Source organism: Streptomyces sp. NBC_00433, assembly GCA_036015235.1.
Taxonomy (GTDB): domain Bacteria; phylum Actinomycetota; class Actinomycetes; order Streptomycetales; family Streptomycetaceae; genus Actinacidiphila.
Genome location: CP107926.1, coordinates 6137501 through 6150470 on the forward strand (window position 1 = coordinate 6137501; position 12970 = coordinate 6150470).

General features: G+C 69.7%; 9 protein-coding genes and 2 rRNA genes (1 of these 11 only partly in view). 9 read left to right on the forward strand and 2 right to left on the reverse strand.

Annotation, left to right across the window (positions count from 1 at the left end; translation table 11 throughout):
• Together OG900_26240 and rrf are read left to right on the forward strand one after the other, a co-directional pair.
• A 23S ribosomal RNA gene (locus tag OG900_26240) occupies positions 1 to 1463 on the forward strand (it extends 1661 nt beyond the left edge of the window).
• Between the two features lie 103 nt (positions 1464 to 1566).
• Positions 1567 to 1683 (forward strand): 5S ribosomal RNA (gene rrf / locus OG900_26245).
• 79 nt (positions 1684 to 1762) lie between these two features.
• Here rrf and OG900_26250 read toward each other — a convergent pair.
• Positions 1763 to 3190, reverse strand: a complete 1428-nt coding sequence (locus OG900_26250) for a hypothetical protein (protein ID WUH93268.1) — start codon at positions 3188 to 3190, stop codon at positions 1763 to 1765.
• Positions 3191 to 3281: 91 nt separating this feature from the next.
• On the opposite strand from OG900_26250, the gene mtnA reads away from it, so the two are divergent.
• The 7 genes from mtnA to OG900_26285 all read left to right on the forward strand — a co-directional run bounded on the left by mtnA (position 3282) and on the right by OG900_26285 (position 11703).
• Positions 3282 to 4346, forward strand: a complete 1065-nt coding sequence (gene mtnA / locus OG900_26255; protein ID WUH93269.1) for an S-methyl-5-thioribose-1-phosphate isomerase — start codon at positions 3282 to 3284, stop codon at positions 4344 to 4346.
• Between the two features lie 159 nt (positions 4347 to 4505).
• Entirely contained in the window at positions 4506 to 5183 is a 678-nt protein-coding gene (gene mtrA, locus OG900_26260) for an MtrAB system response regulator MtrA (protein WUH93270.1), read from the forward strand.
• Positions 5184 to 5235: 52 nt separating this feature from the next.
• The gene (mtrB, locus tag OG900_26265; GenBank protein ID WUH95932.1) at positions 5236 to 7146 is read left to right on the forward strand and encodes an MtrAB system histidine kinase MtrB; all 1911 of its coding nucleotides are present in this window, start codon (positions 5236 to 5238) and stop codon (positions 7144 to 7146) included.
• Positions 7146 to 8975: an LpqB family beta-propeller domain-containing protein gene (locus OG900_26270; protein WUH93271.1), complete on the forward strand. Its 1830-nt coding sequence runs from the start codon at positions 7146 to 7148 to the stop codon at positions 8973 to 8975. Before mtrB ends, OG900_26270 begins: the two co-directional genes overlap by 1 nt.
• Before the next feature lie 170 nt (positions 8976 to 9145).
• Positions 9146 to 9853, forward strand: a complete 708-nt coding sequence (locus tag OG900_26275) for a ComF family protein (GenBank protein ID WUH93272.1) — start codon at positions 9146 to 9148, stop codon at positions 9851 to 9853.
• A gap of 276 nt (positions 9854 to 10129) precedes the next feature.
• Positions 10130 to 10813, forward strand: coding sequence for a ribosome-associated translation inhibitor RaiA (raiA, locus tag OG900_26280; protein ID WUH93273.1), 684 nt, complete (start codon positions 10130 to 10132; stop codon positions 10811 to 10813).
• A gap of 143 nt (positions 10814 to 10956) precedes the next feature.
• Positions 10957 to 11703: a response regulator transcription factor gene (locus OG900_26285; GenBank protein WUH93274.1), complete on the forward strand. Its 747-nt coding sequence runs from the start codon at positions 10957 to 10959 to the stop codon at positions 11701 to 11703.
• A 30-nt stretch (positions 11704 to 11733) separates the two neighbouring features.
• Here OG900_26285 and OG900_26290 read toward each other — a convergent pair whose 3' ends face one another.
• Positions 11734 to 12921: a winged helix DNA-binding domain-containing protein gene (locus tag OG900_26290; protein WUH93275.1), complete on the reverse strand. Its 1188-nt coding sequence runs from the start codon at positions 12919 to 12921 to the stop codon at positions 11734 to 11736.
• Positions 12922 to 12970: the final 49 nt, after the last annotated feature.

Genomic DNA, 12970 nt, shown 5'->3' on the forward strand with positions numbered 1-12970 from the left:
CCAGCCCGGGCGGTGGTTGTCCCGGGGTAAGGGTGTAGCCCGAGGAATAGGCAAATCCGTTCCTCATGCAGGGTGAGACCTGATGCCGAGCCGATTGTGGTGAAGTGGATGATCCTATGCTGTCGAGAAAAGCCTCTAGCGAGTTTTACGGCGGCCCGTACCCTAAACCGACTCAGGTGGTCAGGTAGAGAATACCGAGGCGTTCGGGTGAACTATGGTTAAGGAACTCGGCAAAATGCCCCCGTAACTTCGGGAGAAGGGGGCCATGTCTGGTGATCCGATTTACTCGGTGAGCTGGGTGTGGCCGCAGAGACCAGCGAGAAGCGACTGTTTACTAAAAACACAGGTCCGTGCGAAGCCGTAAGGCGATGTATACGGACTGACGCCTGCCCGGTGCTGGAACGTTAAGGGGACCGGTTAGTCACATTTCGGTGTGGCGAAGCTGAGAACTTAAGCGCCAGTAAACGGCGGTGGTAACTATAACCATCCTAAGGTAGCGAAATTCCTTGTCGGGTAAGTTCCGACCTGCACGAATGGCGTAACGACTTCTCGACTGTCTCAACCATAGGCCCGGTGAAATTGCACTACGAGTAAAGATGCTCGTTTCGCGCAGCAGGACGGAAAGACCCCGGGACCTTTACTATAGCTTGATATTGGTGTTCGGTTCGGCTTGTGTAGGATAGGTGGGAGACTTTGAAACATCGGCGCCAGCCGGTGGTGAGTCGTCGTTGAAATACCACTCTGGTCGTGCTGGATGTCTAACCTCGGTCCGTGATCCGGATCAGGGACAGTGTCTGGTGGGTAGTTTAACTGGGGCGGTTGCCTCCTAAAGGGTAACGGAGGCGCCCAAAGGTTCCCTCAGCCTGGTTGGCAATCAGGTGTTGAGTGTAAGTGCACAAGGGAGCTTGACTGTGAGACTGACGGGTCGAGCAGGTACGAAAGTAGGGACTAGTGATCCGGCGGTGGCTTGTGGAAGCGCCGTCGCTCAACGGATAAAAGGTACCCCGGGGATAACAGGCTGATCTTCCCCAAGAGTCCATATCGACGGGATGGTTTGGCACCTCGATGTCGGCTCGTCGCATCCTGGGGCTGGAGTCGGTCCCAAGGGTTGGGCTGTTCGCCCATTAAAGCGGTACGCGAGCTGGGTTTAGAACGTCGTGAGACAGTTCGGTCCCTATCCGCTGCGCGCGTAGGAGTCTTGAGAAGGGCTGTCCCTAGTACGAGAGGACCGGGACGGACGAACCTCTGGTGTGCCAGTTGTCCTGCCAAGGGCATGGCTGGTTGGCTACGTTCGGGAGGGATAACCGCTGAAAGCATCTAAGCGGGAAGCCTGCTTCGAGATGAGGGCTCCCACCCACTTGATGGGGTAAGGCTCCCAGTAGACGACTGGGTTGATAGGCCGGATGTGGAAGCCCTGTAAGGGGTGGAGCTGACCGGTACTAATAGGCCGAGGGCTTGTCCTCAGTTGCTCGCGTCCACTGTGTGGTTCTGAAACAACCAGCTACCACACACCCTCACTGTCCTTTGCGGGCAGGTGTCGGGGGTGTGGTGTGTGTTTCATGGTGTTTCGGTGGTCATAGCGTTAGGGAAACGCCCGGTTACATTCCGAACCCGGAAGCTAAGCCTTTCAGCGCCGATGGTACTGCAGGGGGGACCCTGTGGGAGAGTAGGACACCGCCGAACAAATATTAGAAGAAGCTCCGCCCCCGAAGTCACTTCGGGGGCGGGGCTTCTTTGCGTTTCCGGTTATTCGCCCCGCCGGTCAGCGTCCGGCGCCGGCTGTTGCGGGAGCCTCGTATCCGGGGACCTTTGCCGCACGGCCGAGGTCGACGTCGAGCGCCTCACGGCGGATGCGCTGGTCGATGTACAGCAGCGAGACGGCGCCCGCGCTGATCGGCAGGGTCAGGGTGGAGCTGATCACGCCGCCGACGGCGACGATGATGATCGTGGTCCAACTGCTGTCGGTGCTCGCGGAGAAGACGCTGCTCATGCCGCCGCCGTCGATCGCGTCGGCGATCAGGCCGAAGGGGAATTGGATGACCAGCGACGCGATGGCCGCGATGAGCAGCATGAGGAGCTGCACACCGAGAATGCGCCACCACGAGCCGTTGACGAGTTTCACCGAGCGCTTGAGCGCGGTCTTGGCGCCCTGCTTCTCCAGCATGAGCGCCGGAGCGGTGAGGCTCCAGAGATTCCACTGCCAGATCGCGACGACGACTCCGAAGAGCAGCCCGAGCGAGGCGAGCGAGGCGCCGCCGGCTTCCCCGCCTGCCAGCGCGATCAGCAGGCCGGGCACTGCGGGCACCGCGACGATCGCGCAGAGTGCGAGCGGGAGCAGCAGCGCGAGACCGACGAGCTGACCCAGCCGGGGGCGGACGTCCCGCCACACGGAGGGGAGTGTGGTCGGCCGGCCGAGGACGGCACGGCTGATGACGACGGTGAGCAGGCCGGCTGTGAGGATCACGCCGATCATGCTCGTCAGGATGAGCAGCGACGATGCCGCCGCTCCGCCGCTGAGCGCGTGCAGGATCTCGTGCACGCTCGGGTCGGAGTCGCGGTTCAGGTCATCAATTCGAGTGTCGTCGATGAGGAATCCGCTGATGACCGCGTTGACGCTCTCGGTCAGAAGGCTCACGACGAAGGCCAGAAGCATCGCGGCCCGCCAGTGCTTCCGCAGGGTGGAGGCGGCGCCCTGCAGGATCTCCCCGGCGTCCAGCGGACGCAGCGGGATCACGCCGGGCTGCGGCGCGGGCGGCTTGGCGGCGTACGGCGGCTGTGCGGCGCCGTATTGACCCACCGTCGGGCCCCAGCGTGGGCCGCCGTCCTGCGGTGGAGGAGACGGCGGGGGAGCCCACTGCTGACCCCAACCCGAGCGCCCCGTGCCGGCGGCCGGCGGTGCCGGTGCCTCGGGCGGGGTGGGCGCGTCGGGGCGCGCGGCCGTGGGGGCCGCGGCGGGGTGCGGGCCGGTGGCGCCGGACGGCGTGTGCCACTGCGCCGGAGGGGGCTGCTGCTGAGACCAGAGGCCGCTCGCCGGCGGCGCCGGTGGTGTGTTCTGCGCGGCAGCTGCGTCCTGCGCGCCGTCGCTCTCGCCGTCCGCCGCAGCGGGGGACGTGTCCTGGGGGCTGTCGCCGCCGTCCGGCTCTGGCGAGTCGGAGGATCCGGGCGAGGCCCAGCCCGGAGTGTTGGTCATCGGAGGCTGCCCTTTCGTATGTCCTGTCAGTACTCATCGCCATCGTGTCACGGGCTGCCGCAGGTCGGGCTTGGCAGGGCAGACTGGGCAGATGGGTGATCACCTCGCGAAGTCCGGTCATGAAACCGTCCCTGCTCTGCGCTGGGAGGAGCCGCCGGACGGTCCTGTCCTGGTGCTGCTCGACCAGACGCGGCTGCCGCACGAGGAGGTGGAACTGGCCTGCACGGACGTGCCTGCGCTCGTGCAGGCGATACGGTCCCTCGCGGTCCGGGGCGCGCCGGTGCTCGGGCTGGCGGGGGCGTACGGGATCGCGCTCGCGGCGGCTCGCGGTTACGACGTGGAGGACGCGGCCGCGGTGCTCGCGCACGCACGTCCGACCGCGGTGAATCTCGGGTACGGCGTACGGCGGGCGCTGACCGCCTTCCGCTCGGCCGGGCCGGGCCAGGGCGCCGCGGCGGCGCTCGCCGAGGCACGGCGGTTGCACGCGGAGGACGCGGCGGCGAGTGCGGCGATGGCGGCGCACGGCATACGGCTGCTCTCGGAGCTGGCGCCCGGCGGTGGATACCGGATCCTGACGCACTGCAATACCGGCGCTCTGGTATCGGGCGGTGAGGGAACGGCGCTGGGCGTCGTCCTGGCCACCCACCGGGCCGGTGAGCTGCGGCGGTTGTGGGTGGACGAGACCCGTCCGCTGCTCCAGGGCGCGCGGCTGACGGCGTGGGAGGCGGCGCGGGCGGGGATGCCGTACACGCTGCTGGCCGACAGTGCCGCCGGGTCGCTTTTCACCGCGGGCGAGGTGGACGCGGTGCTGATCGGGGCGGACCGGATAGCGGCCGACGGCTCGACGGCGAACAAGGTGGGGAGCTATCCGCTGGCGGTGCTCGCCCGCTATCACCATGTGCCTTTTATCGTGGTCGCGCCGACGACGACGGTCGATCCGGCCACTCCCGACGGTGCCGCGATCGAGGTGGAGCAGCGGCCGGGGAGCGAGGTGACGGATCTGGCGCCGTCACCGCTCGGCACGCAGGCCTATAATCCGGCATTCGATGTCACACCGCCGGAGCTGATCACCGCGATCGTCACGGAGAACGGTGTGGCGTCGCCGGTGACTGCCGAGAGCCTTGCGGCGGTGTGTACACGGCAGACCGCTTCGTGACGCTCCGTGGAGCGTCGGTGGCGTACTGGTCCACAAGTTATCCACAGGCTGCAACTGGGGGGCAGCGCAACCGCGTACAACCATGGACAATAGTCGCATAGCGTGACCTTGATCACGAAAGGTCACCAGTATCGATATGCAAATGGGATGATGGTCGGTATGAAGGGACGTGTCCTGGTCGTCGACGACGACACTGCGCTGTCAGAGATGCTTGGCATCGTGCTGCGCGGAGAAGGTTTCGAGCCGTCGTTCTGTGCTGACGGCGACAAAGCGCTGGCCGCTTTTCGAGAGGCCAAGCCGGATCTGGTGCTGCTCGATCTGATGCTGCCCGGGCGTGACGGTATCGACGTCTGCCGGCAGATCAGGGCGGAATCAGGTGTGCCGATCGTGATGCTCACGGCGAAGAGCGACACCGTGGACGTGGTGGTCGGCCTGGAGTCGGGCGCGGACGACTATGTCATCAAGCCGTTCAAGCCCAAGGAGCTGGTGGCGCGGGTGCGGGCGCGGCTGCGGCGGGCCGAGGAGCCCACGCCGGAGCAGCTGACCATAGGCGACCTGGTGATCGACGTGGCCGGCCACTCGGTGAAGCGCGACGGCCAGCCGATCGCGCTCACACCGCTGGAGTTCGACCTGCTGGTCGCGCTGGCCCGCAAGCCGTGGCAGGTGTTCACCCGCGAGGTGCTGCTCGAGCAGGTGTGGGGCTACCGGCATGCGGCCGACACCCGGCTGGTGAATGTGCATGTGCAGCGGCTGCGCTCGAAGGTCGAGCAGGACCCCGAGCGTCCGGAGATCGTCGTGACCGTCCGCGGGGTCGGTTACAAGGCGGGACCGGGCTGAGATGAGCGCGTCGTACGAGCGTGAGCGGCTGGAGAGCCGGCTAGCGGACCCGATGCGCGGTCTGCTGCCGGTGATCCGCTCGTGCGTGCGCTGGGCACGGCGTCCGCTGCAGCCGGCAGCCCGGCTGTGGCGGCGCAATCTCCAGCTGAGGGTGGTGGCCTTCACGCTGCTGATGTCGGTCGGCGTGGTGCTGCTGCTCGGCTTCGTCGTCATCGGCCAGGTGAAGAACGGCCTGCTCGACGCCAAGGAGAAGGCCGCGGAGAACCAGGCCACCGGCGGGTTCTCCATCGCGCAGAATCTGGCGGCCCAGGGCAGTCAGGCGCAGGACGGCTCGGGATCGGGGACGCCGCCCGCACCCGTGGACTCCGGCAACTGGCTCAACGGCCTGGTCGGCCAGTTCGCTAGCGGCGGCAAGGGCGTCTACGGCATCGTCACGCTCAGCCCCGGCGCCGAGGCGGGCGGCGGGCCCGGCGGAGGCAGTGCCGACGCCCGCGGGTCGCGCGGCTCGAACCACGTGCTGCCCTCCAGCATCCCCAAGTCGCTCAGTGACGCCGTCGAGACGCACACCGGCGCCCTCAAGCAGTACACGATGATGCACACCGACGAGGGCACGCCGCCGCGGCCCGCGCTCGCGGTCGGCAAACGCCTCACAGACCCCAACGGCAACACTTTCCAGCTGTATTACATCTTCCCCTTCGACCAGGAGGAGAAGACCCTCGGCCTGGTCAAGGGCACTCTGGCGACGGCCGGCATCTTCGTGGTCGTGCTGCTGGGCGCGATCGCCTGGCTGGTGACCCGGCAGGTGGTCACGCCGGTGCGGATGGCCGCCGGGATCGCCGAGCGGCTCGCGGCGGGCCGGTTGCAGGAGCGGATGCAGGTGACCGGCGAGGACGACATCGCGCGACTCGGTGAGTCGTTCAACAAGATGGCGCAGAATCTGCAGGTCAAGATCCAGCAGTTGGAGGACCTGTCGAGGATGCAGCGCCGCTTCGTCTCCGACGTGTCCCACGAGCTGCGGACCCCGCTGACGACGGTGCGGATGGCGGCGGACGTCATCCATGACGCGCGCACCGACTTCGATCCGGTGACGTCCCGCTCCGCCGAACTGCTGCAGAACCAGCTGGACCGCTTCGAATCGCTGCTGTCCGACCTGCTGGAGATCAGCAGGTTCGACGCGGGCGCGGCGGAGCTGTCGGCGGAGCCGATAGACCTGCGCGACGTCGTGAGGCAGGTGGTCGACGCGGCGGAGCCGCTGGCCGAGCGCAAGGGCAGCCGGGTGCTGATACGCGGCGACGCCCAGCCGGTCATCGCCGAGGCCGACCCCCGCAGGGTCGAGCGGGTGCTGCGCAATCTGCTGGTCAACGCGATCGAGCACGGCGACGGCCGGGATGTGGTCGTACGGCTGGCGACAGCCGACGGCGCCGTCGCGGTCGCGGTGCGGGACTACGGTGTCGGGCTCAAGCCGGGCGAGGCGACCAGGGTGTTCAACAGGTTCTGGCGGGCCGATCCGGCCCGGGCGCGCACCACGGGCGGTACGGGCCTCGGCCTGTCGATCGCGGTGGAGGACGCGCGGCTGCACGGCGGCTGGCTCCAGGCGTGGGGCGAGCCGGGCGGCGGGTCGCAGTTCCGTATGACGCTGCCGCGCACGGCCGGCGACAGCCTGCGCGGATCGCCGATCGCGCTGGAGCCCGACGACTCGCGCCGCAACCGCGCTCTGATCACCTCGGGGCGTCCGGCATCGGCGGCGACGCCGACCGTGCCCGCACCCCGGGCGGGGAGCGCGGGCGGCGCCGCGGCGGGCGGCGGGCAGGGCGCGGACGCGGGGCGGCTGCGGCCGCCGCTCATACCGCCGATGCCCAACGTCGCTCCGATGCGCACGGCGAAGGCCGATCCGGCCGCGCTGCCGGGCAGCGGGGCACGGGTGGTGGAGCGCAGGGAAGCGGCTCGGGAGGACGACGTCTGATGCGTGCGATGGGGGGCCGGGCCCTGCGGGTGTTCAGAGTCGGTGCGCTGCCGCTGGGGGCCGCGCTGCTGCTGGCCGGATGCGCGTCCATGCCGAACGGCGGCGAGGTGCGCAAGGTCGACAACGGCCAGCAGGCGGACGCCGACGCGCGGGTGCGGGTCTTCGGCATCCCGCCGCACCCCGGGGAGAGCGCCGCCGAGATCGTCAGCGGCTTCCTTGAGGCCACCACCAGTGGTGAACCCGACTTCGCCACGGCCAAGAAGTACTTGACCGACGCGCTCGAGCACCGCTGGAATCCGTCGGCCAAGATCACCGTGCTGTCCAACGGCCCGCAGAGCGACGACGGCACGGAGATCGGCCCCAAAGCGACAGGCACCGTGGTCGGGGTGTCGGGCTCCAAGACCGCGCTGGTGGACGCCAAGCACGCCTACAGCCCCGACGAGGGCGCCTTCCACGCCTCGGTCCACCTGGTCAGGCAGGGCAACGAGTGGCGGATCGACAGGCTGGACGACGGCCTGATCCTGTCCGCGTCGGACTTCCAGCGGATATACCACTCCGTGAACATGTACTACTTCGCCGAGCTGGGCCCCGACGGGCAGCGCTCCGGCACCCGGCAGCAGACGCTCGTCGCCGACCCGGTGTATCTGCGCCAGCAGCAGACCGACTCGCTGACCGCCACCGTGGCCACGCTGCTCGGCGGTCCCACGAACTGGCTCGCTCCCGCGGTCGCCACCGCGGCGCCCGCCGGTGCCCGGCTGTACGACAAGGGCCCCGGCCAGGGCGTCACCGTGGACGACTCGCAGCATCTGAAGGTGCGGCTGAGCAAGGAGGCGGACCGTCTGGGGCACGACCAGTGCATGCGGCTGGCCGCGCAGCTCTTCGCCACCGTGCAGGGGCAGGCGTCCGCGAAACTGGCGTCCGCCGAGGTGCAGCGTGCCGACGGCGCCACGATCTGCTCGCTGCTCAGCACCCAGGCGCTCACTCCGATGGACCTGGTCGGGTCCACGGACAAGCGGTATTTCATCGGGTCCGAGCAGCACCAGTTGTACGAACTGGCGGGGGAGGACACGACCGCGACTCCGGTGCGCGGCCCGTTCGGCTCGGCCAAGGCGGATCTGGCGTCGGTCGCGGTGCGGCGCGACGGTGGGATGGCCGCGGGGGTGAAGGCCGACGGCCACCTGGTGGTCGGCTCGTTCGCGGAAGGCGACTCCCTCCGGACGTCGGAGCTGACCAGTTCCGCGCAGAGCCCGAAGAACGGGCTGAGTGCGCCGAGCTGGGACGGACTGAACGACCTGTGGGTGGCCGACCGGAGCCCGGCGGTCTCCCGGCTGTACGTGCTGCCCGACGGCACGGGCGCGCCCGTGCCGGTGGAGGTGCCGGACCTCGACGGGCGGGTCGAGTCGCTGCGGGTCGCCTCCGACGGGGTGCGGATCGTCCTGGTCGAGGACGAGGGCGGGGTCAAGACCTTGCAGCTCGGCCTGATCCAGCGGGGCGGCACCCTGGAGAAGCCGCAGTTCAGCGTGCTGCATCTGCGTAATCTCACGCCTGCCGGGGAGAGCGTGAGCTCGGTGTCGTGGGCGGGCGCCAGCCGGCTGGTGATGCTGGGCAGCGACATCGGCGGGGGCGGGCAGCAGATCCAGTACGTGAGCACCGACGGATCCGTGGCGCCCGCGCTGGAGAGCATCGGCGAGGCGGTGTCGGTCGCGGCCTCCGAGGACCCCACCAGGCCGCTGCTCGCCTCCTACAACGGCAGCGTCTACTGGCTGCCCGACGACTCGAACTGGAAGAAGGTCACCCAGAAGGGCGGCAGCCCGGTCTACCCGGGCTGACCGGGGCCGCTCCTCACCGGGGCGCTGGTGTGCCGGGCAGCCGGTCCATCGCCGGCACTGTGGCGTCTTCCGCGTATCCGGCCGGGCTTGTCAGGTGCCTGACCCGAGTTGTCCACAGCCACCGAACGAGTGACTGGCAGCCGCCGGCTCGCAGCGGCCACAGTGGAGGCATGCGGGGCTGGTGGCGGGAGATCGCCGGGCTGGTGCTGCCGGTGGACTGCGCGGGCTGCGGGCGTCCGCGTACGGAGTTGTGCGAGCGGTGCCGGGGGCTGCTGGGCGGCGCGTCCTCGGTGCGGCGGGTGCGTCCGACACCGGAGCCGCCCGGTCTGCCGCCGGTCTATGCGACGGGGCGGTACGGCGACGAGGTGCGGGCGGTGCTCCTCGCGCACAAGGAGAGGGGCGCGCTGGGCCTGGCCCGGCCGCTGGGAACGGCCCTTGCGGCGGCTGTACGGCCGCTTGGCGTCGCGGGGACGGTGCTGCTGGTGCCGGTGCCCTCAGCGCGGCGGGCAGTGGCGCGGAGGGGCCATGACGCCACAGCACGGATGGCCCGTGCTGCGGCAGCGGCACTGCGCCGCACGGGGACGCCGGCGAGGGCGGTGGCCCTGTTGCGGCAGCGGCGGGCGGTCGCCGACCAGTCCGGCCTGGACGCGGCCGGACGGGCGGCGAACCTGTCCGGTGCGGTGGAGGCGGTCGGCGGCTGTGCGGCGCTGCTGTCGGTCGCCGAGGTGGTGCTGGTGGACGACCTGATGACCACCGGGACGTCACTGAGCGTGGCGGCGCGGGCCGTCTCGGTGGCGGGAGGGAGAGTGGCGGGAGCGGCGGTCGTGGCGGGGCCGGATGGCCCGGAAATCCACCCGGGCGGGCATCGTCGCAGGTGAAGAGGGGCGGTTTTCACCCGAACGGAGGGAGCGCGGCGCTGGGGATGCCGACTTCCGCACTCCGGGACTATGTTCGGGGGAGAGGGAAGGGAACACCATGGGGTGTTGATCTTCCCAGTGGGGCAGGAGGAGGTGAAAGCCGCAGCTTCGCGGTTCCCGGTGAGCCCGGGATGCGGAGCGGCAGCCGACGCAGCGCCGGACGGGTGGCACCCGGGCCGGCCTCAGCGAAAGGGATCGCCACCGGTCAGCCGGGGCGGTCCGGGAACGGAGTTCTGCGTGGACATCGTCGTCAAGGGCCGCAAGACCGAGGTGCCTGAGCGGTTCCGGAAGCACGTGGCCGAGAAGCTGGACAAGATCCAGAAGCTCGACGGCAAGGTGATCAGCCTCGACGTCGAGGTGTCCAAGGAGCTCAACCCGCGGCAGGCGGACCGTTCAGACCGGGTGGAGATCACGCTCAACACCCGGGGCCCGGTGGTCCGGGCGGAAGCGGCAGCGGCCGACCCGTATGCCGCCCTGGACGTCGCGGTGACGAAACTGGAGGCGCGGCTCCGCAAGGCCGCGAGCAAGCGCCACACCCGCAGGGGAAACGGCCGGATCCCGGCCGCGGACGTAGCCTCCGCCGTCCCGGACGCGGCGTACATGAACGCGGAGGGCGAGGTGGTCGGCGACCCGTCGAGCGACGGTGTGCCGACCAAGCGGATGGGCCCGTTGGAGGTGCGCGGCGAAGGGCCGCTGGTGGTCAGGGAGAAGACGCACGCGGCCGCGCCGATGGCGCTCGACCAGGCGCTGTACGAGATGGAGCTGGTGGGGCACGACTTCTATCTGTTCGTCGACGCCGACACCAAGCAGCCGAGCGTGGTCTACCGGCGGCACGGCTACGACTACGGCGTGATCCATCTCAACGCGGACGAGGCGGGAGCGGAGGCTCCGGCCGGCGCCGGCGGGGCGCTGGCCCGCTGAGCGCTGCCCCGGCCTGTTGATCGGCCCGCCGGAAGACAGGCGGACGCCCTTGGTGCCCCATGGTTCGCTGTGGGGCACCACGGCGCCGGGACGTGAAATGCTGGACCGGAAGTGGTGAACTCTGGTCTGAGGGGGAGGATCTGATGCCGGACTTCGCGCACCGGGCTGCCGGCGGGAGCAGGCCCGGCCCCTACGAAGGACCGGACGATCCGGCCGGGCCGGCGCCGGTCGAGCCGATCCGGGTGCTGGTGGTGGACGACCACGCGCTCTTCCGCCGGGGTCTGGAGATCGTGCTGGCGCAGGAGGAGGACATCCAGGTCGTCGGCGAGGCCGGGGACGGGGCGGAAGCGGTGGACAAGGCGGCCGACCTGCTGCCCGACATCGTGCTGATGGATGTGCGGATGCCGCGCCGCGGCGGTATCGAGGCCTGTACCTCCATCAAGGAGGTGGCACCGAGCGCCAAGATCATCATGTTGACCATAAGCGATGAGGAAGCCGACCTCTACGAGGCGATCAAGGCCGGGGCGACCGGTTATCTGCTCAAGGAGATTTCCACCGACGAGGTGGCCACCGCGATCCGCGCGGTCGCGGACGGGCAGTCGCAGATCAGCCCGTCGATGGCGTCCAAGCTGCTGACCGAGTTCAAGTCGATGATCCAGCGCACCGACGAGCGGCGGCTGGTGCCCGCCCCCAAGCTCACCGACCGGGAGCTGGAGGTGCTCAAGCTGGTGGCCACCGGGCTGAACAACCGGGACATAGCCAAGCAGCTCTTCATCAGCGAGAACACGGTGAAGAACCATGTGCGCAACATCCTGGAGAAGCTGCAGCTGCACTCCAGGATGGAGGCCGTGGTCTACGCGATGCGCGAGAAGATCCTCGAGATCCGCTGACCCCGGCGCCCCGACGGGCGCCCCGCGGGGCTAGCGGCGGTCGTGGGAGCGCTTGACCGCGGTGACCAGCGGTTCGCGCAGGGTCTCCGGGAGCACCCGCTCGACACGAGCCTCCTCGCAGCCGACCCAGCCGGCCGCCTCCGCGATGGCGTCGGCGGCGGGCTGCACTGCCTTGTGGCTGTCCAGCGTCACCTGCCGGGCGACCAGCGTCCTGCCCTCCCTGGCCGGGTCGACCCGGCCCACCAGCCGGCCGCCGGCCAGCAGCGGCATGGCGAAATAGCCGTGGATCCGCTTGGGCTTGGGCGTGTAGGCCTCCAGCCGGTGGGTGAAGCCGAAGATGCGCTCGGTGCGCGGCCGGTCCCAGATCAGCGAGTCGAAGGGCGACAGCAGCGTCGTACGGTGCCGGCCGCGCGGCTCGCTCGCCAGCGCCGCCGGGTCGGCCCAGGCCGGCTTCCCCCAGCCCTCGACCTCGACCGGGACCAGGCCGGTGTCGGCGATCACCGCGGCGACCTGCTCGCCCTTGAGCCGGTGGTAGTCCGCCAGGTCGGCGCGGGTGGCGACCCCCATGGCGGCACCGGCCTGGGCGACCAGCCGCCGCATGCACTCGGCGTCGTCGATGTCGTCGTGCAGCAGCGCGTCGGGCACGGCGCGCTCCGCCAGGTCGTAGACCCGCTTCCAGCTGCGCCGCCGGGTGCAGACCACCTCGCCGGTGTCCAGCAGCCACTCCACGGCGATCTTCGTCTCGGACCAGTCCCACCACGGTCCGCCGTTCTTCGCGCCGCCCAATTCGGTGGACGTCAGCGGTCCGTCGACGCGCAGCCGGTCGAGCACGGTGGCGCAGGACCGCTCGGCGTCGGCCAGCACATGCCAGCGGTGGCCGCGCGCCCGCCGGGCCCGCCGCCGGAAGGCGAAGTGCGGCCACTCCTCGATGGGCAGGATGCAGGCGGCGTGCGACCAGTATTCGAAGGCGTGGTCGTCCGACCAGTACGCCTGCTCCACCGCCTCCCTGCCGACCGCGCCCAGCCGCGCGTAAGGGATCAGCTCGTGCGACCGGGCCAGCACCGAGATCGTGTCGAGCTGCACGGCGCCGAGCGAGCGCAGCACCCCGCGGGTGCCGGCCCGCCGGTCGGGGGCGCCGAGGAACCCCTGGGCGCGCAGGGCGATCCTGCGGGCCTCGTCGGCGGACAAGGTGAGCTGGTGCGGCGGCAGCGCTGTCATGGCCGCAAGCGTAGGACGCCCCACTGACAATCGGTGCTGACCTGCGAGA